This window comes from Pseudomonas putida, assembly GCF_004357765.1.
GTDB lineage: Bacteria > Pseudomonadota > Gammaproteobacteria > Pseudomonadales > Pseudomonadaceae > Aquipseudomonas > Aquipseudomonas putida_U.
Map to the genome: position 1 here is coordinate 90,586 of NZ_SMTE01000012.1, position 21,101 is coordinate 111,686.

The window sequence follows — 21,101 nt, forward strand, 5'->3', positions numbered from 1 at the left end:
GCAGTAGCAGAAAAAACAGACCTCAGGCCGCGCCACATGCGGCCTATGCGTCGATGCTGTCTAATATGCATTGGCGACTTTGGGCGAGTTTCGCCCAGTAAAACCGAGAAGCACCGGCGCAGTTTTAGACAGCCTCCACCCCCCCCGGCACCCAGCCGAAACGCCAGCCGTCCTGGCTAGCGCGACTCCCTACCCATATCAAATTCATGCTCGAGCAGTGCCCACAGCCGGGCCGACTCGACGAACTCCAGCATGTCGGAAAGACCGCCCGCGTCCACGTCCTCCCGGCGCCGGGCGGCAAATGCCATCTCGCAAAGCACCCTGGCCCTTCCGTCCGGATCGGTGACCAGGGCGATCTGGTCGTTCAGCTCGGCCAGCCAGGCCTGCGGCAGAGAACTAACCATCACCGCGACCTGCACCACCAAGACTGCGCATACAGCACGCCGTCGATCTCTTCCACGCCGGTGAGGCTCAGCCCGCCCTGGGCCATGGACGTGACCCTGGCGTCGTGCAGGCGCGGGATAACGTCAGGCCCTGGCGTCGGATTGAACACCCAGGCCTGCGTCGAGATCCGGCCCAGTGGCCGGCTGTGGTTCGCGCCCATATGGAGGTCGGCCTCCAGGGGCTGAAGCTTGCGCAGCTGCTCTGGAGGGATGGCCACGCCGTTCGCGCGGCGCCGGACAAGGTAGACGTACATGGCTGCACCTATACTGTATATAGATACAGTATCGTATAGCCCAAATAGCACCTGCGGCAATAACCGGCCGGCGGCATCAGTGGAGAGGTGGAAGCTTCTGGCCGCGCGCTTTGGCCACCACACGCAATTGGTAATCGCACACCACTTGGAATAGCGACTCGGCCAGCAGGTGCAGCCGCTCTACCTCTTCAGGGGGTTTCCCTTCATCCTGCGCCCGGTGATAGGCGCGCATGGCATCCATGGCCTCTTTCAGCAGGGGTTCTCCCGCCTCAATCATCCCTATGAAGGTACGCTTCTCCATTGCCTTGCTCCGCCATGGTAGACGGCAATTATAGGCGCACTACTGGGACTTCATCCCATCCATCACCGCCTCGCACGCCAGGCCTGCTATTCGACTTCGCTCAAGCGCTGCTGCGCAGCTGCCCGCCATTCGGTCAGACTCTTCAAGCAATCCCCCGAGCACCACGACGGCAGAGGTTCCTGCCTGGCGCTGCTGGGCAGCGATGGTGTCGCAGGTTGCTCGGTGGCCGGAGCGCAGTCTGGCGATCTCACCCCGCAGGCCGACAGCAGCAGACTCAGCAGTAGCGGCGCGGCCTTGGGCCAGTTCCAGTAGTTGTCGTGCACTCTCACCCTCCTCGTCCGCCACGGCTTGGCGACGTTGTTCTTCTGTTCTGGCCTGAGCCGCAGCGCGGCGATCGCGCTCGGCCACCTGCAGGCGATAGCCGGATAGGTCGCTGCGGGCAGATGCTGTCTCGCCCTGGGCGACCACCACCCGGTACTGCTGGCCTCCGGCGACCAGCACTACGGCGATCAGCCACCAGCACCAGGCCGGTACCGCGCTGAGCCAGTTCATGCCAGTGCCCGCCGAACGCCTTCATCGATAATCGCCGACTCATACGGATTACCGCCGTTCTCGTGGATGATGATGCTCACCACCATCCCGCGCAGCGTGGCCGGGTCGTTGATGTTGATCGGGTCAGCGATACCCACGCCGATCCGCTTGGCCACGGCCGAGGCATAGGCCTGGGTGTCGTTCTCGTTGCTCGGCGCCCACCGGTTGATGGTTTCGAGCACGGTGTCGATGCCCTTCCCACCCACGCCGGGCATGCCGTCCTTGCCCCGGTAGTTGATGAGCAGCTTGCCCAGGGCGCGGATACCGTTCTCGGGCGTGTCGAAGATGGCGAAGCGGCCACCAGGCTCCTTGCCGATCTGTCCCTGCCAGTTGTTGCGCGGGTTGAAATCGATGTTGCCGGGGTTGCGGTTGCGCACGCCGCGGGGCTGCGATGGGGTCATGGGTTTTCTCCAGGCAAAAAAATACCGCCAGGCGGCGGTCGGTGGGTTCTGTGCGATGGGGTCAGGCCGGCGGCGCTGGCCAACTGATATTTGCCGGGTAGCCTTCCTGATCGGGCAGGCGGTTCAGCGCGACCCGGTACTTCTTCCAGAGGGCGAGCAATGCCTTCTCGTCGTCGGTGGCGTCGTCGATGTCGACGGCGTCCTGCAGGGGCGCAATGATGTAGTCGGCGACCGAGCGAAGCCTTGAAATCTCGTCTTGCGCCTCCTTCGTCTTCATCGCGATAAGCAGCCTATCGACCTCTTCCGACGTTGCCACACGCCAGCCCTCGTCCGCATTTACAGCAAGAATCAGTGTCACCCCATCAGTCCAGTAAACTGGGGTGGGGTTGAGATGCGCCTGGATTTCGGCAGAGGTCATAGCTCGCAAGCTCTCTGGCACTTCATAAACCGCCAGATCCTCGGCCGAGTAAGCGAAGACCGTGCCGCTGGCATCGTCCACGTAGTAGGTCATGGTCATGGTCACTCCCTCAGCTCGTACCAAGACACAAGCGCTGCTGTGCCGTTGGCGACTGTCAGGTTGTAGGTTGACCCGGGAGGAACGATGCACGAAGCCGTAATGGCGTACTGGTTCGCTACAGAGGTGTAGTTTCCAGCGATGGGCATTGCATCGATAGTGAATCTCGGGGTCACATTCGCAGCTGATGATGGCCCCACCAGAGCCACAATCTGAATCGGTTTTGTCGTAGTGTTGGTGTAGGTCGTGCCAAGCACACGGCTGGAAGTCATGTTCTTCCAGGTCTGCTTCAGCCCCAGCGCCTCGCCGGCCTCAAGCAGGCGACTCCAGGTGTTGAGACCGCCCGCAGACTGTCGGTAGTAAACACCCGCGCCTGATGTCGAAGACCCGTACGAAATCGCGAGCTGCGCACGCACCGCCGACGAGCGATAGAAATTGATACCCATTGGGTATCCGCCCTGTCCGGCAGGCCAGTCGCTTGGGTTGGGGTCTAAGGCTTGGAAGAACGAAGCAGCGACTAGTGCCGATAGCTCGCTGGAGTGGGTCTCCTTGGTCGCTCCCAGGCCATGATCCGCAACCCGGAGAGCCCGCCCTTCGTTCGAGTCTGATTTAGAGGTCGTCGCGACCAAGGTGGCCGCGGTACCGCACCCAAGGTTGGCCCTGGCCGTATCCTTATTCGAAGAACCGGTTCCGCCTTTCTCGACAGGGACGATGTTCTCTACCGAGACGGTGCCGAGGTTAGCCAGGGTACTACCCCACTGATCAACCAATTGCCGTAGGCGGTCGGCGGACTCCTTAACGTAGCCTTGCATGGGCGCCAGGCCATAGGCTCCGCCGCTCACCGTCGCGCCTTGGTAGGCCGGCAGGATGCTCAGCACCGTGGCGCTCGCAATGTTGGTGACTTCGTACCAGCGGCCATCCGGGCCTTGAAACGCATCGCCCACCCGGGCGTTGAGCGCGAAAGCGGTGCCGGTACCGGTCACCGTCGTTTGGCCAGCCGTGATCGCCACGGTGCCTGTTCTGTACCAAGGCATCAAGTGATCCTTCTCAAAGGGGTTTCATTGGTCGAGAGGCAAACAACGTGCGTCCATTTGCGCCGACGGGGTTACCTCCGTCGAAGTTCTCGCAAAACATCTGAAGCACGCTTCTATTGCCAGGCAAAAACCCACCGTAGTTCGCACGGTACGGCTGGGTCGTCTGAATGACGTTGGTCATCGAAAACAGAGCGTTGGCCAGCACGTAGTCGTCATAGCTCCCCGTCCAAGGCATCTGATAGCTTGCGTCGTAATAGCTGCCGCCGGTGATAGGGGTGCCCGCGACTACAAATGAGTTGCTTGCGGGCTGACTGTTCAAAAGAGACAGGTTCGCGGTGGTGATGAATATCAGGTTGCCCGCAGCGTCCCTAACAGATGCGCCATACTGCCCAGGAGCGCTCGTAAATGATCGATAGGATGCACAGAACCACTTGATGGTCTGAGGGTTTCTGGCGATATCTCCATGACCCGCATAGCTGTAGGACCTGACTGTGAATCCTGTCCAGTTTCCCGGAGCTCCGGTTATCCTGAACTTCCCGACCATCATGTAATTGACCGCATTGAAGAACACCAATGGTCTCTCATAGGTGGTTATCGGGGACGGGAAAGAAACAGTCATTGACTGGATCAGGCCAGCCTGTGTGCCACCGAATGAAAAGCTTCCACTTGATGTCACGGACAGCACTTTGTTGATGGCATCAATCTGGGTGGCGTTGCTACCATTTCGAGCTCGGATTCCATAGCTACCGGACGCCGCAAACGGTTCGCCGCCCTTGGAAAGGACCATTACTTGCCACGTTTTAGTCTGGGGCTGACGAAGGGTGAGAGAACCGGACTCCCAGAACGCTGGTGGCGACCAAGTCAGCTCGCCAGCGTTCTCCAGGGTGTCGACCACTACAAACGACTCAGCCTTGATTTCAGGAATCGCGACGGTCTGCTCAAACGCATTGTTTCCAGTCACCTGCAGCATCCTGAGCGAGCGAATGGGGGTAATGGTTGTGTCGAAGGTGACGGCTCCTGACGCATCCTTTGTCCTCAATCCATAGAGAGCCATCAGGTCATCCTCCCCAGTGCACCGCGTTCGATGCTGCTGGCGTCGTAGACGTACACACCGTTAGGGTTGATCGCCAAGCTGCCATCGCTGCCCTGCCCACGGAAACTGAAAGTGCCAGTGACCATGTTCAGCTCGATCAATGGTCGCCCTGCGGAGTCGGTTGCCTGGGACCTCAAAGTCATCCCGAGGACGATGTTCTGAATGAACGCCTCGTTGATGAACGCCTGGTTGATGTACACCTGCCCGTTCTGGACCACGAAAGGCGAGGAAAGCGTGCCGTTGATGCCGTTGACCACGGCGAACCGATCCGCAGATACCAGGAATTGGCTCTGCAGGCCGGCCGGGCCGTTCTCGATGCCGAGGCCAATCCCCGCAGCGACATACTGCCCCTGGGAGTTGAGCTGCATCTTCACCGACCACATGGTGCTGGCCTTGCCATCCAGTGCCGTGACGGCCTGGCTGGTGGTCTGCACCGCGGCGTTGGTCTGGCCAAGCGACACATTCAATTGGTCGATCTTGGTCGCCGTGGCTGACTCATTGGTGGCCACCACTCGCTGCAGCTCGGTGATGTTCGCCTCGCTGTCGCCCACCTTGGCATCGAGCGTCGTCACCCGCTCGGCCATGGCCATGTTGTCGGATGCCTGCACCTTCTGCGCAGTAGCGATCGCCGCAGTGCTGTCCCAGCCTTTCAACGCGTCAGCCAGGTCACCCTCGCCGTTGTCGTCGCGGTACGCCGCTCGCAGCGCATCAAAGGCAGTGGCCTGGGCGGTCACCTTGCCGTCAATGGTGCTGATGTTGGTCGTGTTGGTGGCCACCTGCTGAGCAAGGCCGTTGGCGGTGGCCAGAGATTGGCCCACGTCGATCCAGTACATGGCGTTCGGCGGGGCATTCGCACCCGAGGCGTTAGCCGGCACTGCCTGACTGGCCTGGTAGATTTTGCCGTCGACCACCACCATCTGGTCCTTGGCGTATGGCCTGTCCTTGTCGTACGCCGTCAGCGCGCCCAAGGCGTCGATCTTGTCCTCGAGGCCTGGGATCTTCTCCAGCTCCGTCAGGATGTCCTGCCCCAACTGGGTCTTCCCGATCTGACCGGCCAGTGCCGCAAGCATCGTGGTCACGTCCGTGGAGGTCGACGCCGGCACCTTCAGGAATCCGCTGACGCCGTAGGCGTTGCGGGACCGGATGAAGTAGTAATAGTTGGTCCAGAACGCCAGCCCGGTGTGGGTCATGGTCAGCCCCTGGCCAAGATACTGCGCCTGCGCAGCGGTGGCCTGCGGATCCTGGGTGAAGTAGTACTCGTAGGTGCCGCCGTTCAAGCCATGAAGCGGGTTGCTCGGGAGCAGCGTGATCGTGTCGATGGTCGACTGCACCACGCACGCCTCGGGCACGGGCGGGCCATCGATGTTCACCGTGATGCTCGCCTCGCCGGAGCGCGCCAGCGGACCCAGTGCGGCCACGCTCATCGTGTAATTGCCCGACGCCAGGCCGGACAGCGGCAGCTGCAGAGTCGTCGCCGGCACCTGCTGGGCCTGCACCGCGGTATTGCCCTGGCGCACGGTGACCGCGTAGCCGGTGACAACGCCCAATGGCGCCGCCCACGACAGGATGCCTTGCACGACCTCGGCGCTGCCATCAGCGGTCCAAACCAGATTGCTCGGACTGCCCAGCCCGCCGGCGGGAAGGCTGATGAAGCCGATCGGGTTGTATGGCTGGCCTACGGCATCATCGAAGATCGCCGGCTCATACTGGGAGACGGTCACGGTGCAGCCGTCATCGGCCGCCATGTTCCAATCGGTGACGATGAATTCCCCGATGATGTTCAGGGATGGCAGGTTGACCCGCACGACTCGACCAGGCCGGCAGTTGTAGCCGGCAAAGTTCATCGGCAGCTGCAGGGAACCGCCAGCACGAGCGCGGCGCAACTTGATGTTGGCCAGGCGCTGAGCCTGGTAGGCATCGGTCACGTAGCCGAGCGACATGGACTCAGCGGCCTCGCCACCATCCTCATCGATCCACTGCTGAATGCGGACCTCGGGGAAATCGGTCTCGGCCCAGGTCTGGGACGGATCAATGAACGTGCCGGTGACGATGTTGATCGCCGTGTCGTTGTTGACCTCGGTCGTCCCCGACACGGTGCCCACGATCATGTCCTCGGTGATCTCGAAATCGTAGGGGCCGTAATACGCCCCGGCCTGCATCATCCACTTTCCACCCACGCGAATCAGCTGGCCCGCGCAAGACTCTTCAAGCTTCTGGATGACCTGGGTACGCTGCTCATCGGCGCCAATAACGCAGCCAGTGCGGTACCGAATACCGGAGGTGTCATCAGCATTGGTGACGGCCTCATCGCACACGTTCGCCGCACTGGCGAAGGTCTCGAAGACGATTTCGTCGTCAGGCACTTTGCAGCGCGCACGTAGGAACCAGAGCATATGCAGCGCAGTATTCTCGCTGTACCCGGTCATCCCGGTGCGCGGGTCATAGAGATCCGTCCGCCCGCGCACGACGAAGCGCACGTCAGGAATGCCGGAGGGAAATTTCTCGGCGTTGTGCTTGAGGGACAACCGGACGAAGGACAGCCCACGACCAATCTGCGTTTCGCGCCAGTCCCGGCAGTTCGCCTTGAGGAAGGCATTCACCTGGGTGGGATTGGTCACCAGCTCATAGGACGCATACTCCCCATAGTTGGCAATCTCCTCTTCGCCCAGATAGATGGAGTCCAGGCCGGCAATGGCCCCTTCGCTGAGAACGTACACCAGGTGCACCCATTCGCCATTGGTCTGGGTCCCGGTCTGCTCTTGGGCCCAGACCAGAACGCCGCCCGTACTGACCTGGCCGAGGATGAAGCGGGCAGGCGCCTTGGACGATCGGACGGTTTGCGCCGATGGCTCGCTGCTGGTGCTGCCAGTCTTCAGCGCGGCATCCTGCTGCGACCCGACGAACAGGCCTACGGCGCCGCCGATGAGAGCGAAGCCGATGCCCCCAGTAACGAAGCCCAGGGCTGCGCCGGCTGCGACCAGTGCGACTTTCCTGACTGCCTTGCTCATTCAACCCTCCACACCACAAGAGGCTCGCAGGCGATACGCCCTACCCCGTCCTCCGCTACCGACCAAAACTCGCCGGCCCAGAACACCGCCACGCCACGCCCATTTGCGCCTTCGTAAAGCGCCACATCGCCGCGCTGGATGAACGCCGGGTTGATGCGCTGAAAACAGGCATCCCAGGCACCTTCAAGCGAGCCATGGTTCTTTTTGAGCAATCGCTTCGCACCGGTTTCAGTCGTGTACCGCCCCCGGTACTGCTCAGCCGGGTCAATCCCGCATACCGCCGCCGCGCAGTCAGCCGCGAACAAGCAGCAGTCAAATTCGCCCCATGAAAAAGGCCGCTCGGTGGCGGCCTTGATCGTGTTGGCGAGTTGCGTGGTCCAGTCTCGATTGCGCATGGTCTACTCGTAGCTGAATGAGGGTGCGTCTTTGCTGGCCCCCCAATAGATGGGCCAGTCGGCCATCTGGGCGACTGCGAAGAAGAAGCGGTCGTCTTGGTAGCGGGCTCGATGGTTCTCGTCCGTCCAGCGTTCAGTGGCGATCCTGCTCCACTCGGCCATGCGATCGATGATCGGCACGCGGATGGCGTTTCCATCGCTACCGTTGCCGCTGTAGGCAAACTGGGCGGCGTCCATGCGACCGCTGAAAAGGATGTCTGCCGCGTACTCGCCCGCCTGGTTGATCACCACGAACAGCAGCTTGGCGTTACGCCCGCGGCATCCCTTCAGGCTGGTCTCGCTGATGATGGTGGCATCGAGGCCATTGAGCGTCAGCTCAACGCTCATCGGGGAACCAGAGCTACTGCTTTCCTGGGCCTGGCCGACCTCGCCGAACGTCCCAACGCCCTGATAGGTGACGCCGTCCAGCACCAAGTCGCCGGTACCGGTGTGGGCAAAGACCATCCCATCAGGGAAGTCCAACTGGCAGGCATAGACCGCCATGAAGCGGCCCTGGGCGATGATGTCGACGACGCTCTGGCTGAAAGGGAATGCGCCGGCCATCAGAAAGCCTCCCTGAACTCGAGCGCTCCGTTGGCCACCAGTGGCCGCACGGTCAGCGCGTGCGTGTCGCTGGTCCTGCGCATCTCTGCATACGGCGCCTTGTACTCAACCGCGGCGCCGGCAGCGATGTTCTTGCGGATCGGCTTGTTTACATTAACCACCACCTCGCCGGCGGCATTCGAAGTGGCGTCGTCGACAACCTCGAACATGACGCCACCGATGGTGATGTAGTCGCCCATCAAGAACACCTTCTTGCTTGGCGTGACCCCGCCGAGGCGCATTGATGAGGCCTGGGCCACCGCGGTGACCACTACAGGCGCACCAATCGAATCGGTACGCTTGCGCGTGAACGCCGGCAGGTTGAACGTGTTGAACATGCCCTGCAGGCGGCCAATGAATGCCGTCAGGATCCGCTCCTCTTCTCGCGACAAGGCGGAGAAAGTGAGCTGGCACTGCCAGTACGCCCCCGGATAACCCACGATCTGCTGGGCATTCGACAAGGTCGAAGTAAACGCCCGATTGTTGTAGACGACGCCCCAGGTCATTTCACTCGGGCACAGGCCTTCCGGCCATGCGATTGCCATGTAGGTTCTCCTGGTGGTCGGTCAGCCCTTGCGCAACTGCTGCCGCGCCGGGCCGTTACTACGAAAGTCCTTCAGCACCATCTGGTAGCCAAGCTGGGCGCCTTGCTTCGCGGCTTCTTGAATCCGCGCCAAAGTGGCATCGTCGGCAGAACCCTGGACGATGATTTGCTGCTGAATAGGAGGCAGAGAGCCGATACCGCCCTGGCCACTGCCGTTTGCCTGGATATCGCTCAGGGTGCGGTCCAGCTTCGCGCTCGTCCCGGCCGTGGTTACCCGCTCGCCCTTCTGCAGCAACCAGGTGCCCTCGCGGGGAACGCTGTCGATACCGTCGTGCGCCATGCCGACCAGCGCCAAGCTGCTGGCAAGGCCGGTGGTGCTGGTAATAGCTGCGGAAGCCGGAGCGGCGTTGGCACCGAAGGACGCCAGCGAGGCCATTGCCGCGGCGGGAGCGTATGCCGCTGCCATTGCGGTACCCGTTGCAGCCGCCAGCGCGGCAGAGGCCGCGGCGGACGAGTTGCCTATCGCTGCGTTCACTGCCATCTGCAGCCCCACCTTCACCAGCATGTGCAGCAGATCATCGGCAATGCCTTCTGCGAAGTCGCTAAAGTTGAACTCGCCCGTCTTGACGAACCCAACCAGTTCATCCTCCAGGCTGCCCAGGGCATTGCTGGTGACGTCGTACATCTGGGAGGAAAGATCGCGAGCATGGTCTGCATAGTCCTGCCAGGCATCCTTGGCGCCGTCCAGCCAGTTGGTTTGCAACTCATCCTGTTTGCTGTAGTAGTCGACCTGCATCGACAGGCGCTCTTCCAGGGAGGACTGCAGCAGTTCGGCCTCCCGCTTGAACAGGCTTTCGCTGATGTCGCCGGAGTTGCGCTGGGCCTGGAGATCAGCGTACTTCTGATCGAACTCTTGGCGGATCTCCAAAATGCCCTGGAGTCGCTCCCGGGTTTTGCTGCCCATCCCGGCGCCGACGAACTCCATGTTGAGCCCGGACTGGGCAGTAGCATTCGCGGATGCCAGGGTCGAAGCGTATGACGCCGCCTTCGCGTTTTCCTCGTTGGCGATCTTGAGCTGCTTGAGCTTGTCGAGCTCTTCGGCCAGCCCCTTGAGCTTCGCCTGCTGCAGGGATGTGATCCCATTCAGCCTGCCAGACTCAATCTCAAACTGAAGCTTCGCTACTTCAGTGGCTTCCTTGCGCTTGTCGACCGCTGTGTTGATGAGGGCGATCTCACGCTTGTAACCTTCCTCCGCCGTGTCAAATTGGCCCTGCAGCTTTTTCTGTGCCGCCTCGGCCGCTTTTGCAACTGCTTGCTGATCCTTGGTAATAGCGGTGAAGGTTCCGGCTCCACCTTTTCTCATCTGAGCTAGCAAATCGGCGAGCTCTTTGACCTGATTTGTGCCTCCGCTTGGCTTCTCATCAAAGGAGCCCATCAGGTCTCCATAACCAGTAGCAAGGCCGCCCAACTGCTCCTTGGCAGCACCGATGCTCTTTCCTATTGCATCAACGTTTTTGAAAGCGTTGTAGATTCGAACAGGAGGAAGGTATCGATCCCACCACTTCGCCTCAGCTCCACCGACCATCGCATCATCGATATCCGACAAGGACTTCAAGCTAACGCCCAGCATGTGGATTCCAGCGACGACACCAACGGCAAACTTGCCGAGGACTCGTAAGCTCCCCGCCAAGTCATCCGAAACACGCTTCGCCAGTACACCGTTGATCGTGGTGTCGTTGAGCCCTGTTGCAAAATTGGCCAACGTTGGAAGCATTGCGCTTGTTATCTGGTTGGTGAGTCCACTGACCGACTGATCGACAAGCCAAGTGGCTGCCTTTAGCTCCTGAGCAGCCCGGATCGTCTTATCATCCATGATTGCGCCAGCAGCTTGCGCGGCATCACCAAAGCGCCTGAAGCCATCCGAGTTGTTCCGCAGCAGAGGCAGGAGCAACGTTGCGTCATTTGCTATGGCCTCAAGATAGAAGGTCATCTCGGACTGACTGACCTTCGCCTTTTCCAGGCTGGAAACATAAAGTCCCAGAGCTTGGCTACCGCTGAGGTTTCTAAACTGGTCTGCAGTGACTCCGACTTTAGGGGCGATCTGCTCGAAGAAGTCGGCCATCTCTCCGCCGCCCGTGTTGAGAAAGTCACCAACCTTGTCGTTTACATCCTTGAGGATGTCCGCCAGTTGCCCTTGCTCAATCCCTACCACCTTTGCGCCGGCCGCCAACTTCTGGAAGTCGGTGGTGCTCACATTCGCAACTGACGAGAGATTATCGATTTCTACTGCTGAGTTGACAGCCGACACGGTGAGCGCGGCGAGCGCCGTGACGCCGGCAGCGACTCCGGCTCCCACTGCCGTACCTACCGCCTTTGCGCTTTTCTCGACCTGAGCGCGCCACTTCTCAGAGCTGCGCCCGGCCTTGTCCATCCCTGAGACAAACCCACCGACCTGAGCAATCAGGTCAAGCGTGAGAGTGCCAAGCGATTTAGACGCCATCTTCATCTCCAATAAAAAAACCCGCCAAGTGGCGGGTTTTATTGGTTATTTAAGTATTCGTGATTTTTCTCGCTCAAACTCCTCAAGAGTGAGAGCGCCACTATTTTTAAGATTGGACAGCCTTTCCAAGTCCTCATACCTACTGGGTACAGCTTGAGCTTGCTGAACTGATTGCCTATGAGCAGGCTTGCTAATCAGCGCCCAGACCAAGCACGCCAACCAAGCAACCCCAGTCCAACCAAGGAGAAGTGTGATCAGGAAAATAGCGGTGTAGTTCTCATGGCGTCGATAAAACGCAATCATCGCCGGAAGTATGTAGATGAAGAACGACGCTGCAATCGAAAGAAAAACGTAGCCGTGAAGGAGTTCCATGTCCGTCCCCAGTACAGAAAGATGGCAATCTACCACCTCGCCCCGGAATGACCAAAGCCATCAGCTCCATGTCGCCATAGCCAGATCCAAGCTGGCGACCACCTGATCCCCATGCCTCATGAAATCCTCGGGCGTATAGGGCTCGGGCCGACGCTTGTTGTCACGCACCTGGTTGGCCAGCATCGACGCTAACAGCGCAGCTCCACGCTCAACGCGCATGCCCAGGTGAAGCGACCCGCGCCGCCGCTGGTACTTCACCCAGGAATGGAACTCGCGCAGGCTCAAGTTTTCTTGCGCTTCCGCGATGGTGCGGCCACCGACGCCGGCGAGGACGAGCTCGTGCCAGAGTTCGTCGAGGTCGGTGAGCTCGTCGTCTTTCCCAGGTTGTTCACCTCATGGATGGCGGTGAGCAGGGCCACGGTTAGGTTGCCGTCCAGTGCGCCGAGGCGCTTGGTGCTTTTCGGGTCCTTCGCAAGCTCAGCTTTATCCAGCGGGCCATGGGTGATATCCATGGCCGTGAAGACGGGCTGGCCTTCCTCGTTACAGATCGCAGCCGCGATACGCCCGGCGATACTGTCCTGATGACCAGCTGCGGCAAGAACATCACTCACTGCAGACTGGTAGCCCAGAGGCCTCACGTACACAGTCGCAGTCAGGTGCTCCGAACCCTGTCGCCAGGTGATTTCCTTTTCAACAGGCCGGCCAGTGAATGAGCCGACCTGCTGCAGCGTGTCGATATTGAGCTTCATCGCCTACCTCACGCTACTTTCTTGATCCAGGCGGAGCCGCCCGATCGTTGGATGGAAGCCGCGGTGCTGACAACGCCGTTCGCGGAAAAATCGAACGGGAAGTCAGCGACGTAGCCCTGGAAAACAAACCAGGTTCGACTGTCTGGCAGCTCGAAATCGTCGCCATCGGCGTTGACGGTCGGTGCGGCAGTGCCGTCAGACCAGCCCACAGCCCATTTGATGGTGGTGTCGCCATTCTCTTCGGACATTTGGTGCAGCCGGATATGGCTGGCGTTATTGGGGTCTGCGTTTACGGTCAACGAGGCCTGGCCGGGAGTCCGCAGACCAGGCTTGTAGGTCCGCTCCAAGGAGCTGAGGCAGGTGTCCTCGATCTGCTCCTTCGGGGAGCCGCCTGGGTTGAAGGCGGTTGCGCACTCTACTTCCATTACTTCGAGCGGGCCGGTGCCAGAAGCGGGCTTGGCCAGAGCATATACCTGGGTGCCTTGGGTCAAAATCGACATGGTGGTCTCCTGTCGGACAAAGAAAAGCCCGCACTTGGCGGGCTGGGTTGATCAGCGGCGGACTATCCAGTCCACGTCGAAGCTGGCTCTGAAATTCTTGGTTGCGGTATCGCGCGACTCGCCTCCCCAGCGGGTGACGTAGGCCCGCAGCTCAATGGCGTCACGGATAGCATCGCGCACCTGGCGGACCGAGGTGCTAGTAGTGCCGTATACGTCGACCTGCAGGGTGAAGCCGTCGACGTCAGGACGGCCTGCCAGGTAGCTCTCCGGGCTGCCGGTCACCAGCTGCCACACTGCGTATGGCTTCAGCACACCCTCGGGGGCTTCGCCGAACGGGTACATGCGCAGGTCAACGCCGCTACCGAGCAGTGCAGCGACGCCAGGGTCCGCCGCGCAGACGATTTCAATGGGTGGTGTCATGAGGATGCCGCCCTCTTCGCAGCACGCCGGATGGCGCGGTCAATCGCTTTCTCGTACTCGGTGACGAAGGTGTTGGTCACCTCGCTGATGCTGTTAGCCAGGGCCGGACGCATGAACGGAACAGCGGCCATCTTCTCGGTGCCGAACTCGATCAGGCGCCAGTGCGGCGTTGGAGCGTTCGGGCTGAGGTCACCGCCGTTCTTGAGCACGGCGCCGTGCAGCACGCCGATGCGGAATCCAAGGTTGCCGGTCTGCTTGAACAGCCGCCCATTCCAGCGCAGAGCGATGTTGTCAGCGATCGAGCGGCCGGTGGCCTTGTCGTCGATGCGTTCGGCGCCCTCTTTGGCCTTCTGCACCACCACCTGGGCGGCCTTGCGTAGCGCAGCCCTGCCACCTTTGCGGCGGACGTCGTAGCTGACAGCGTCCAGCTTGCCCAGCAAGCTCTCCAGCCCGGTGATGCTGAACTCGACGCCGTCAGCCATCCTTCACCCCCTTCTCGACCAAGATCGTCAGGTAGTCCAGACCGGACTTGGCGTCAGCCAGCGGTGGGCCGACGATGCTGTACATCTCGCCCCGGTACAGGATGCGCATGGTAGGTAGCACGCCGGGCCGGTACCGGATGACCATCCGGCCCGTGGCCTGAGCCTGGCCGGCCTGGGCCGCAATGAAGTCTCGAGCCGAAAGGTCTTCGACGCTCGCGGGGCACTTCTCCCAGCGGGTGACCCATTCCGGCTCCCCGAACTCCAAGGTCACCGGGTCACGCACCGGCTTCAGCTCCTGAATGTCTATGCGGTGCCGCAGCCTGCCGGCCTGCATCACACACCCATCCGGATGCGATAGGGCATCAGCAGGTGCTGCGAGGCCACCGGAAGCTCAGTAGCAATGGTGCCGGTGATGACATCCTCGCGGTTGGCGAACAGGTGCCCAAGCTTCAACAGGCAAGCCGCCTGTATGGAGGGGTTGAGCACCATGCCGTAGGCGATGGCGTCGGCCTGGTCATACGCATCGGCCAGAGCCTGGCGGGCATGGTCGAGCAGTCGGCAGCGCAGCGTGTAGTCCTGCTCTGCCTCAGCTACAGCGACCGCCGCAGAGTTTGCCTCCTTGGCTTGCTGCAGGGAGGCCGACACACCCGCGCGGGCGCCGTCGAGCGTCACCTGGTCCAGGTAGAAGCGGCGGTTGAGGAACTGCATCGCCGCCTCTTCCGCCGCGTCCAGCTGAGCCTGGACCAGTACCTGATCTTCCGGCTCGGCCAGCAGATGATGCATGGCAAGGTCGATGGCGATCACGGACATGGATCACTCCTTGGGCTTGGTGGCCGCTCCCTTGCCGCCTTTGTTGGCCGGCTCCGGCGCCTTCTTGTTCTCGGGTTCCTGGGCCTTCTTCACGTCGTAATCCTCGATCAGGCCATTACGCAGCAAATCGCGAGCACGCAGCTCGTCGACGGTGATCTCTTGGTTGCGCTTGACGTACGCGCCGCCGTTGTTGAAGCCCTTGATGGTTTTCACTTTGACGTCTGGCATGTGCAGTCACGCCCGGTTTCCCGGGCGTCCTCCTGGGCTGATTACGGGGTGGCTTCGAACTCGCCGTGGACGAACGACTCGGGGCGATACACCGCCAGCGCCAGACGCTCTTCAGCACGGATGGTGACCATGTTGGTGCGGAAGTTGTCGCCGTCCTCGGTGGAGACCTCGACAGCCGCCTCCTCGCGGTCGAACACCTGGGCCGCGATGTTCATCGCACCGACCAGGAACTCACCTTCCGGCACCGCATTGCTGTCCACGACCGGCAGCTTCCACAGGCGCTGCACGCCACCTTCTTGGACGTTCACCCAGATGTACGAGCCGTTGGCGTCCTTGGTCAGCTCGATGTCGGCCCAGTCCACCGGGTTCAGGGCGATGGCCGAGGCGCGGTATTCGGCAACGCGTACCTGCAGGATCGCCCGGCGCAGAGTGTCAATCTTGGTGTCGCCGGTCTTGCGCAGGGCTTCGTTGAAGGCGGTGGCCTGTGGGATCAGGCCCAGCAGGTTCTGCCCGGTGCCGTCGCCGGCCAGCAGCTGCTCCTCTTCCTTGTACTTCAGGCCGTAGATCGCGCGGCCGTTGATGTAGCTCTGCAGGAGCGGGATGTCCGACAGCACCTGCTTGGAAGCGCGGAACCAGTGGGCGATGGTGATTACGTTGGTAGTCTTCAGGCCGAAGGACAGATCGGACTGCGCTTTCGCGGCGCCCTCACCCGCCTGCGGCGCGGCCATGTTCTGGAAGCCGGTTTCCTGCACGAACTCGACCGCGTTCGAGCCGGTGCGGCCTGGCATGATCAGGTCGCGAATGGTGAACTCACGCTCGGGGCCTACGACGATGCCGGGCACGCGGGTCGGCTGGATTCCAACGCCGACACCACCGGTGCCGGTGGTAGCGCTGGTGATGTTGGTCACGGCCTTGCGGCCTACGCGAACGATGCCGCGACCACGAGTTTGCAGCGACTTGAAGTCGTCGCATTCGGTCAGCTCCTCGCCTGCCGACTTGAAGTCGACCGGGTCATTGGCGGAGAAGCGGCGGGCCATCTTCTGCTCGATCTCCTGCAGGCGGTCCTGCAGGCCCAGGCCGTCCTGCACCAGGCCATCCAGAATGGTCTTGGTCTCGGTCAGGATGGTGCCATGCTCTTTGATCTCGGCGGCTGCCTTGCTGGCGAACGCTTTGATCTCTTTGTCGCGCTCATCGAGCAGGTCATTGACCGCTTTCAGTTGCAGCTTGTCTTCGGCGTGCTCCTTGCGCTGGAACTGGCGATGTTCGGAGCGAGCCTGGTTGCTCATGGCGTTATGCATGATGAATCCTCAAAACGATGGGAGAGACAGTGCCGGGCGCGACTTGAGCGCCTCGACGATTTCGATTGCTGCCAGGTCGCCCTCGGATTCGCTCCGGAGCAGGTGCTGCAGCCCACGGTTGGCAATCACCTTGGACTGAGTTTTCGAGAAGCCTGCCTCGCGCAGGAGCAACTCAAATTCGGGCATCGAAGGCAGGCCGCCGTGGGCCAGCTTCGATTTAATGGTGTCAGTGCGCGCCTCGTCGTTGGCCGGCACCGTGACGATTGAGATCTCGATCAGGTCCAGTTTGGTCAGCGTCCGGATCCGGGTCTTCTCGTCAAAGCTCGATTCGCGGACGTAGTAACCAATCGATAGGCCGGTGATCGAGCGGGTCTGCATGCCGCGGTAGGCGATACGGGCATACGGCGCATCCTGCAGCCAAAGCTCGCCAGCACCGAACAGGCCCCGGTCGTCTTCCTTCATGCTGCTGATGTCCCAGCTGCCGATCGGCTCGCCGGTTCGGTGCTGCCAGAGCACCGGGAAGGTTCGCGACTTGGCCTTGGCGTCCTCGATCGACTCGAGGAAGGCGCCAGGCGCGACAACCTCGTTGTAGCTGTCGACCACGCCGAACACTGAGCCGTAGCCAGAAAAAAGGCCGTCGTCGCCGACAGCCTTCACGTCATAGTCGAAAGAGCGGTACTTGACCGCCGCCAGTCGATCCTTGTGTCTCATTGGGTGTTACCTCTTGGCTGGTCATTGAGCCAGTCGAGCAGCGCCGACTTGGCCTGGTTGGCACCGCCGGGGTCTTCACCCAGCTTATCGATCGGCAGCATGTTGGATTGCACAGTGAGCTTCGCGGCGTTGCCACCCTGCGGAGGCAGGTTCTCTTTGCGGCGGCAGTCGTCCCGGGTGTAGATCCCGTTCTGCGTCATCGAGCTGTAGAAGGCGGCCCGCGCCGCGCTATCCATGCGGAGCAGCCCTTCCGGGTTGAACTTCACATAGAAGCGGCGGCGCTCATCAGGACGCAACAGGCGTCGGTTAGCGCACATCTCGATGCGCTTGATCCAGGGGAGCAGGGTGAACGACAGGAAGCCGATCATCTGCTGCTCCATGCCTGTGCCCCAGCTGGTGGAGTTCTGCGTATGTCCGACCATCCAAGGCGGCACCCGGAACCAGCGGCAAATTTCCTCGACGTTGAATGCCCTGGTCTGGAGCATCTGCGCATCCTCGGGCGTCATGGAGACCGACTGGTACTTCATGCCCGCCTCGAGCAGCATGGTCTTGCCCGCGTTGGTCACACCCTCGTACTGCTTGACCATATCGTCGCGCAGCTCGCCGCGCTGCTTCGGGTTGAGGATCTGGTCGGTGGAAAGTACGCCGCCGAGCTTCATCCCGTTGGCGAACATCTTGGCTGCCGACTCATCGGCGGCCATGGCCGAGCCCAGTACCTGACGCCCGTAGGACAGAGGCGAAAGCCCGCACAGCGGGTCGGTACCGAACGCCCTGACGTGGACCATCTGCTCATCGGTCAACGTGTGCGGCTTGCCAAAGCTGTCGGTGTATCGGTACTCGATACGGCCATCTGCCAAGCGGCGCGGAGGCGACATGCTCTGCGGAAGTAGAAATTCCAAGCTGGTCAGCGTCCTGCCGCTCATGTGCGGCTCGCAGAAAGAGTTCCCCTGGAGAAGCAAGCTGGCCATGACGTTCTCCCAGAACTCCACTGGGGTCTGGTCGGCGTTTGGCTGTTGACTGATGACGAAGTTGACCGGGTGGGAGCTTGCCACCACCGGCGCGCCGTTCTTGTCTTCGTAGAGCGCGATCGGCAGCGTGGCGATCGTCTCGGCGATGAGCCTCACGCACGCCCAAACTGTCGACAGCTGCAGAGCCGTTTGCTGGCTGACCACTTTCCCAGACGCCGAGTCGGTGCCGTAGAACTTGCTCCAGAACGTCGAATCGGTAAGACCGATGCGCCTTCCTGCCCAGCCTGCCACGCTGGAAGCCATACCTGGCTCGGCGGACTTAACCAGCGCCTGGCCCAGCACCTGAGTGAGAGATTTAGCCACTGGTCAGCCCCTTGCGGATGAATCCGGCTGCAGCGAGGCAAGCGAATGCTGCTGCCAAGAGGCTGTAGCCCAGGCCCGCCAGCACGTATACGCCCGCGATGCCCAGCAGCAGGCCACTGGCCGCGAGCGCCAGAAAGATGATGAGACCAGTTTTCATAGGGTTCCTGTCAGCCAAGCACGATGGGATTGGCGAAGAAGTTGTCGAAGCCGCCGTTTCCTTCAGCTGCCAGCCGCAGCACGGACCCGATTGCCATGATCAGCGCGACCGCGCCGTCGATCTTGTTGTCGTCGCCCTGTTTGATCGGGCGGACCACGTCGTCGTTTCCTGGCAGGTGCTTGCCGATCACGTTGCCGATACACCAGGTCATGATCGGATTGCCGTCGTGATGGAAGCGTCCTGACTCGATCGCCGCCTCCAGCTCCTTCATGCCGTCGGACATGTTGGTGTAGTTCTGGGTGATGGTGATCGGGTTAAAACCCTCGTCATCAAGGTCGTGGCTCAGGCCAGTGGCGCCATGTGGGTCAATCGGACTCTCCTTGATCGGCGCCAGATGATTCGCTTCCTTGGTGTCCTCAAGGATCTCCCGATAGTCCACCTCTGCACCTGGTGTCGTGAACAGGTGCCCGGTATTGACCCAGGCCTGGAAGCGCTCGGCCATGCGCTTGTTGTCCACATCGTTGGCGGTGTCTTCCGGAACCCAGAACGCCGGCGCCACGCTGTAGTAGTGGATCTTTCCGTCGATCTCACGCCAGAACAGCCTGGCCCTGGAGTTCATGTCCAGCTTGCGTGCCAAGTCGAAGCCAGCGATCCACTCCTGCCCCTCGAACTGCTCAAGCGTGAGCGTCTTGTCCTCGCAGGCCTTCCAGCTTTCCATGTTGAAGAAGCCGGATTTGGCACTCACCCACAGGTTCAGGTGCTTGGTCTTGAACGTGTTGGTGAAGCGCGCCGAGCGAATCGCCCTGGCCAGCTGGCTCTCCAGGTACTCCTGAAACACCGACACGCCCATGCACGGGTTGGCCTTGGCCAGATTCTTCGGGTCGGTCCAGTCGTCGCCATCGTCGAGCGTCCAGATGTAGCCGAATAGCTCGTCGTCCGGCACGGTGCCGTTGAGCATCTCGATGACCTGGCGGCGCTTGTCGTAGCAAGGCCCCTCGATGTTCGCGCCGGCAGTGGTAATGATGAACATCAACGGCTGGCGGCGAGCGCCCATGCCGGTGAGCATTGTGTCGTACTGGGCCGCGCTGTCGTGCTCGTGGTATTCGTCGATGATCGCGCAGGACGGAGACGCACCATCACCAGGGTTGCCGATCAGCGGCTCGAAACGGCTGCCGTTCGACGGGATGTTCAGGTTAGAGGCATTTACCTCAATGCCCGCCGCCTCGATCAGCATGGGCGACCGGCTAACCATCAGCCTCGCGGGACGGAACACCTCCCAAGCCTGCTTCTCGGTGGTTGCACCGGAATAGACCTCTGCACCGAACTCGTTGTCGGCGGTGAACATGCTGATGCCGACGCCGGCGGCAATCACCGATTTGCCGTTCTTGCGGGGCACCTCCCAGTAGCTCTCGCGGAAGCGCCGGTATCCGCTCTTCTTCCGGACCCACCCGAAGGTGCAGGCCAGGCCGAAGAGCTGCCAAGGCTCCAGGGTGATCAGCTGTCGCTTGAACGCCCATTCGCCCTTGGTGTGGGGCAGCAGCTGCATGAGGCGCAGCTTCTTCTCGGCCTTCGCCGGGTCGAACTTGTACGGGTAGTTCTTCGAGCGGCTGGCCGCTACATCATCGAAGTGCCGCTCGATCGCCTGATGAATGAAACGGCAAGCGGGAAACTTTCCTTTGAGGACGGACTTTGCCCACGCCATCGCCTTGTCGACGTTGGTGTACTTGGCTCTGGCCATCAGGAACTCAGTAGGGCTGCAAACTCGTTGGTGGATTTCTGCTTGTTTCCGCCGATGATCCGTGTGCGGCTGGCCGGGTCCAGGCCCAGCATCGAACCGAAGGTGACCATCTGGCGCATCGCTTCGTTAGCTGCAGTCAGCGCCGGATTTTTCACCGGCCCGCCAGTGGCCCCAGCCACCACGATGCCGTGGGCGATAACCGATTCTTGCGCCCTGCGCCAGTTTCCGTAGGCAGAGCAGAAAGCCTCGACGTTGTGCATGTCGGTCAGGGCAAGAACTTTTGCCCGGAGCAATTCCGGAACCAGCATTTCCCAAACCCTGGTCGCGTGTTCGCACAGCCATTCGGGCGCGTCGACGTTGGTCACGAGGGCGAAATCTGGCTCGTCCTTGTTCAGCTTGCGCTTGCCGGGATTGCCGGCCAACGCCTTCTGGGCCGTGGGTTTTGGGCGACGGCCGGAGCGCCCGGCAACCCCTGGCATCGGCGCCTCCACTAAACTTTATATTTCGCGGGTGTAAAAAAACGACTGAGGGCGCGGTGTCCGAGCGAAAAGGCCTGAACTTTTGACCCTCCCCCTCCCCATCAAT

28 protein-coding genes are annotated in these 21,101 nt (G+C 61.3%); all 28 read right to left on the minus strand.

The window, feature by feature from the left end; translation table 11 throughout:
• Positions 1-176: 176 nt before the first annotated feature.
• The 28 genes from E2H86_RS19230 to E2H86_RS19360 all read right to left on the minus strand — a co-directional run bounded on the left by E2H86_RS19230 (position 177) and on the right by E2H86_RS19360 (position 20,995).
• Positions 177-404, minus strand: a complete 228-nt coding sequence (locus E2H86_RS19230) for a hypothetical protein (RefSeq protein WP_133330660.1) — start codon at positions 402-404, stop codon at positions 177-179.
• Positions 404-697 carry a hypothetical protein gene (locus E2H86_RS19235; protein WP_133330662.1) on the minus strand — a complete coding sequence of 98 codons (294 nt, stop codon included), beginning with the start codon at positions 695-697 and terminating at the stop codon, positions 404-406. Before E2H86_RS19235 ends, E2H86_RS19230 begins: the two co-directional genes overlap by 1 nt.
• Positions 698-773: 76 nt before the next feature.
• Positions 774-998, minus strand: a complete 225-nt coding sequence (locus tag E2H86_RS19240) for a hypothetical protein (protein WP_133330664.1) — start codon at positions 996-998, stop codon at positions 774-776.
• Between the two features lie 39 nt (positions 999-1,037).
• Complete coding sequence (locus E2H86_RS19245) at positions 1,038-1,550, minus strand: DUF2514 family protein (RefSeq protein ID WP_133330666.1); 513 nt, start codon at positions 1,548-1,550, stop codon at positions 1,038-1,040.
• Positions 1,547-1,990, minus strand: a complete 444-nt coding sequence (locus tag E2H86_RS19250) for a structural protein P5 (protein WP_133330668.1) — start codon at positions 1,988-1,990, stop codon at positions 1,547-1,549. The genes E2H86_RS19245 and E2H86_RS19250 overlap by 4 nt, the downstream gene beginning before the upstream one ends.
• Before the next feature lie 61 nt (positions 1,991-2,051).
• Positions 2,052-2,507 carry a tail fiber assembly protein gene (locus E2H86_RS19255; protein WP_165976099.1) on the minus strand — a complete coding sequence of 152 codons (456 nt, stop codon included), beginning with the start codon at positions 2,505-2,507 and terminating at the stop codon, positions 2,052-2,054.
• A 2-nt stretch (positions 2,508-2,509) separates the two neighbouring features.
• The gene (locus tag E2H86_RS26100; protein WP_207955643.1) at positions 2,510-3,538 is read right to left on the minus strand and encodes a hypothetical protein; all 1,029 of its coding nucleotides are present in this window, start codon (positions 3,536-3,538) and stop codon (positions 2,510-2,512) included.
• Positions 3,539-3,551: 13 nt separating this feature from the next.
• Positions 3,552-4,592 carry a hypothetical protein gene (locus tag E2H86_RS19265; RefSeq protein ID WP_243744080.1) on the minus strand — a complete coding sequence of 347 codons (1,041 nt, stop codon included), beginning with the start codon at positions 4,590-4,592 and terminating at the stop codon, positions 3,552-3,554.
• Positions 4,592-7,639, minus strand: coding sequence for a phage tail protein (locus E2H86_RS19270; protein WP_133330672.1), 3,048 nt, complete (start codon positions 7,637-7,639; stop codon positions 4,592-4,594). The genes E2H86_RS19265 and E2H86_RS19270 overlap by 1 nt, the downstream gene beginning before the upstream one ends.
• Positions 7,636-8,034 carry a DUF6950 family protein gene (locus E2H86_RS19275; RefSeq protein ID WP_133330674.1) on the minus strand — a complete coding sequence of 133 codons (399 nt, stop codon included), beginning with the start codon at positions 8,032-8,034 and terminating at the stop codon, positions 7,636-7,638. Before E2H86_RS19275 ends, E2H86_RS19270 begins: the two co-directional genes overlap by 4 nt.
• Positions 8,035-8,037: 3 nt before the next feature.
• Positions 8,038-8,637 carry a hypothetical protein gene (locus E2H86_RS19280; protein WP_133330676.1) on the minus strand — a complete coding sequence of 200 codons (600 nt, stop codon included), beginning with the start codon at positions 8,635-8,637 and terminating at the stop codon, positions 8,038-8,040.
• Positions 8,637-9,221: a hypothetical protein gene (locus E2H86_RS19285; RefSeq protein ID WP_133330678.1), complete on the minus strand. Its 585-nt coding sequence runs from the start codon at positions 9,219-9,221 to the stop codon at positions 8,637-8,639. Before E2H86_RS19285 ends, E2H86_RS19280 begins: the two co-directional genes overlap by 1 nt.
• Positions 9,222-9,242: 21 nt before the next feature.
• Positions 9,243-11,720, minus strand: coding sequence for a phage tail tape measure protein (locus E2H86_RS19290; RefSeq protein WP_133330680.1), 2,478 nt, complete (start codon positions 11,718-11,720; stop codon positions 9,243-9,245).
• 45 nt (positions 11,721-11,765) lie between these two features.
• Positions 11,766-12,092 carry a superinfection immunity protein gene (locus E2H86_RS19295; protein ID WP_133330682.1) on the minus strand — a complete coding sequence of 109 codons (327 nt, stop codon included), beginning with the start codon at positions 12,090-12,092 and terminating at the stop codon, positions 11,766-11,768.
• 60 nt (positions 12,093-12,152) lie between these two features.
• Positions 12,153-12,377, minus strand: a complete 225-nt coding sequence (locus E2H86_RS19300; RefSeq protein WP_243744081.1) for a phage tail assembly protein T — start codon at positions 12,375-12,377, stop codon at positions 12,153-12,155.
• Positions 12,374-12,841: a phage tail assembly chaperone family protein, TAC gene (locus tag E2H86_RS19305; RefSeq protein ID WP_133330684.1), complete on the minus strand. Its 468-nt coding sequence runs from the start codon at positions 12,839-12,841 to the stop codon at positions 12,374-12,376. The genes E2H86_RS19300 and E2H86_RS19305 overlap by 4 nt, the downstream gene beginning before the upstream one ends.
• Before the next feature lie 8 nt (positions 12,842-12,849).
• Positions 12,850-13,341 (minus strand): phage tail tube protein, encoded by a 492-nt coding sequence (locus E2H86_RS19310; RefSeq protein ID WP_133330686.1) that lies wholly within the window; start codon positions 13,339-13,341, stop codon positions 12,850-12,852.
• 51 nt (positions 13,342-13,392) lie between these two features.
• Complete coding sequence (locus tag E2H86_RS19315; protein WP_133330688.1) at positions 13,393-13,761, minus strand: DUF3168 domain-containing protein; 369 nt, start codon at positions 13,759-13,761, stop codon at positions 13,393-13,395.
• The gene (locus E2H86_RS19320; protein ID WP_133330691.1) at positions 13,758-14,243 is read right to left on the minus strand and encodes an HK97-gp10 family putative phage morphogenesis protein; all 486 of its coding nucleotides are present in this window, start codon (positions 14,241-14,243) and stop codon (positions 13,758-13,760) included. Before E2H86_RS19320 ends, E2H86_RS19315 begins: the two co-directional genes overlap by 4 nt.
• Entirely contained in the window at positions 14,236-14,577 is a 342-nt protein-coding gene (locus E2H86_RS19325) for a phage head closure protein (RefSeq protein ID WP_133330837.1), read from the minus strand. The genes E2H86_RS19320 and E2H86_RS19325 overlap by 8 nt, the downstream gene beginning before the upstream one ends.
• Complete coding sequence (locus tag E2H86_RS19330; protein ID WP_133330693.1) at positions 14,577-15,053, minus strand: head-tail connector protein; 477 nt, start codon at positions 15,051-15,053, stop codon at positions 14,577-14,579. Before E2H86_RS19330 ends, E2H86_RS19325 begins: the two co-directional genes overlap by 1 nt.
• 3 nt (positions 15,054-15,056) lie before the next feature.
• Positions 15,057-15,281, minus strand: a complete 225-nt coding sequence (locus tag E2H86_RS19335; RefSeq protein ID WP_129932377.1) for a hypothetical protein — start codon at positions 15,279-15,281, stop codon at positions 15,057-15,059.
• A 41-nt stretch (positions 15,282-15,322) separates the two neighbouring features.
• Positions 15,323-16,579 (minus strand): phage major capsid protein, encoded by a 1,257-nt coding sequence (locus E2H86_RS19340; protein WP_133330695.1) that lies wholly within the window; start codon positions 16,577-16,579, stop codon positions 15,323-15,325.
• A 9-nt stretch (positions 16,580-16,588) separates the two neighbouring features.
• Positions 16,589-17,290: an HK97 family phage prohead protease gene (locus E2H86_RS19345; protein ID WP_133330697.1), complete on the minus strand. Its 702-nt coding sequence runs from the start codon at positions 17,288-17,290 to the stop codon at positions 16,589-16,591.
• Positions 17,287-18,621, minus strand: coding sequence for a phage portal protein (locus E2H86_RS19350; RefSeq protein WP_080641088.1), 1,335 nt, complete (start codon positions 18,619-18,621; stop codon positions 17,287-17,289). The genes E2H86_RS19345 and E2H86_RS19350 overlap by 4 nt, the downstream gene beginning before the upstream one ends.
• Positions 18,614-18,778, minus strand: coding sequence for a hypothetical protein (locus E2H86_RS26015; RefSeq protein ID WP_165976100.1), 165 nt, complete (start codon positions 18,776-18,778; stop codon positions 18,614-18,616). Before E2H86_RS26015 ends, E2H86_RS19350 begins: the two co-directional genes overlap by 8 nt.
• A 10-nt stretch (positions 18,779-18,788) precedes the next feature.
• On the minus strand, positions 18,789-20,516 hold the full coding sequence (locus tag E2H86_RS19355) for a terminase large subunit (RefSeq protein WP_133330699.1): 1,728 nt from the start codon (positions 20,514-20,516) through the stop codon (positions 18,789-18,791).
• Entirely contained in the window at positions 20,516-20,995 is a 480-nt protein-coding gene (locus E2H86_RS19360) for a phage terminase small subunit P27 family (RefSeq protein ID WP_108078152.1), read from the minus strand. Before E2H86_RS19360 ends, E2H86_RS19355 begins: the two co-directional genes overlap by 1 nt.
• Positions 20,996-21,101: the final 106 nt, after the last annotated feature.

What these genes read in the sequence shown, in the direction of transcription:
- E2H86_RS19315 (WP_133330688.1), bottom strand. Translation starts at nt 13,761, where the DNA reads ATGACACCACCCATTGAAATCGTCTGCGCGGCGGACCCTGGCGTCGCT.
- E2H86_RS19240 (WP_133330664.1), bottom strand. Translation starts at nt 998, where the DNA reads ATGGAGAAGCGTACCTTCATAGGGATGATTGAGGCGGGAGAACCCCTG.
- E2H86_RS19305 (WP_133330684.1), bottom strand. Translation starts at nt 12,841, where the DNA reads ATGAAGCTCAATATCGACACGCTGCAGCAGGTCGGCTCATTCACTGGC.
- E2H86_RS19295 (WP_133330682.1), bottom strand. Translation starts at nt 12,092, where the DNA reads ATGGAACTCCTTCACGGCTACGTTTTTCTTTCGATTGCAGCGTCGTTC.
- E2H86_RS19235 (WP_133330662.1), bottom strand. Translation starts at nt 697, where the DNA reads ATGTACGTCTACCTTGTCCGGCGCCGCGCGAACGGCGTGGCCATCCCT.
- E2H86_RS19230 (WP_133330660.1), bottom strand. Translation starts at nt 404, where the DNA reads ATGGTTAGTTCTCTGCCGCAGGCCTGGCTGGCCGAGCTGAACGACCAG.
- E2H86_RS19310 (WP_133330686.1), bottom strand. Translation starts at nt 13,341, where the DNA reads ATGTCGATTTTGACCCAAGGCACCCAGGTATATGCTCTGGCCAAGCCC.
- E2H86_RS19255 (WP_165976099.1), bottom strand. Translation starts at nt 2,507, where the DNA reads ATGACCATGACCTACTACGTGGACGATGCCAGCGGCACGGTCTTCGCT.
- E2H86_RS19280 (WP_133330676.1), bottom strand. Translation starts at nt 8,637, where the DNA reads ATGGCCGGCGCATTCCCTTTCAGCCAGAGCGTCGTCGACATCATCGCC.
- E2H86_RS19340 (WP_133330695.1), bottom strand. Translation starts at nt 16,579, where the DNA reads ATGCATAACGCCATGAGCAACCAGGCTCGCTCCGAACATCGCCAGTTC.
- E2H86_RS19275 (WP_133330674.1), bottom strand. Translation starts at nt 8,034, where the DNA reads ATGCGCAATCGAGACTGGACCACGCAACTCGCCAACACGATCAAGGCC.
- E2H86_RS19320 (WP_133330691.1), bottom strand. Translation starts at nt 14,243, where the DNA reads ATGGCTGACGGCGTCGAGTTCAGCATCACCGGGCTGGAGAGCTTGCTG.
- E2H86_RS19335 (WP_129932377.1), bottom strand. Translation starts at nt 15,281, where the DNA reads ATGCCAGACGTCAAAGTGAAAACCATCAAGGGCTTCAACAACGGCGGC.
- E2H86_RS26015 (WP_165976100.1), bottom strand. Translation starts at nt 18,778, where the DNA reads ATGAAAACTGGTCTCATCATCTTTCTGGCGCTCGCGGCCAGTGGCCTG.
- E2H86_RS19250 (WP_133330668.1), bottom strand. Translation starts at nt 1,990, where the DNA reads ATGACCCCATCGCAGCCCCGCGGCGTGCGCAACCGCAACCCCGGCAAC.
- E2H86_RS19355 (WP_133330699.1), bottom strand. Translation starts at nt 20,516, where the DNA reads ATGGCCAGAGCCAAGTACACCAACGTCGACAAGGCGATGGCGTGGGCA.
- E2H86_RS19245 (WP_133330666.1), bottom strand. Translation starts at nt 1,550, where the DNA reads ATGAACTGGCTCAGCGCGGTACCGGCCTGGTGCTGGTGGCTGATCGCC.
- E2H86_RS26100 (WP_207955643.1), bottom strand. Translation starts at nt 3,538, where the DNA reads ATGCCTTGGTACAGAACAGGCACCGTGGCGATCACGGCTGGCCAAACG.
- E2H86_RS19270 (WP_133330672.1), bottom strand. Translation starts at nt 7,639, where the DNA reads ATGAGCAAGGCAGTCAGGAAAGTCGCACTGGTCGCAGCCGGCGCAGCC.
- E2H86_RS19330 (WP_133330693.1), bottom strand. Translation starts at nt 15,053, where the DNA reads ATGTCCGTGATCGCCATCGACCTTGCCATGCATCATCTGCTGGCCGAG.
- E2H86_RS19345 (WP_133330697.1), bottom strand. Translation starts at nt 17,290, where the DNA reads ATGAGACACAAGGATCGACTGGCGGCGGTCAAGTACCGCTCTTTCGAC.
- E2H86_RS19290 (WP_133330680.1), bottom strand. Translation starts at nt 11,720, where the DNA reads ATGGCGTCTAAATCGCTTGGCACTCTCACGCTTGACCTGATTGCTCAG.
- E2H86_RS19265 (WP_243744080.1), bottom strand. Translation starts at nt 4,592, where the DNA reads ATGGCTCTCTATGGATTGAGGACAAAGGATGCGTCAGGAGCCGTCACC.
- E2H86_RS19325 (WP_133330837.1), bottom strand. Translation starts at nt 14,577, where the DNA reads ATGCAGGCCGGCAGGCTGCGGCACCGCATAGACATTCAGGAGCTGAAG.
- E2H86_RS19285 (WP_133330678.1), bottom strand. Translation starts at nt 9,221, where the DNA reads ATGGCAATCGCATGGCCGGAAGGCCTGTGCCCGAGTGAAATGACCTGG.
- E2H86_RS19360 (WP_108078152.1), bottom strand. Translation starts at nt 20,995, where the DNA reads ATGCCAGGGGTTGCCGGGCGCTCCGGCCGTCGCCCAAAACCCACGGCC.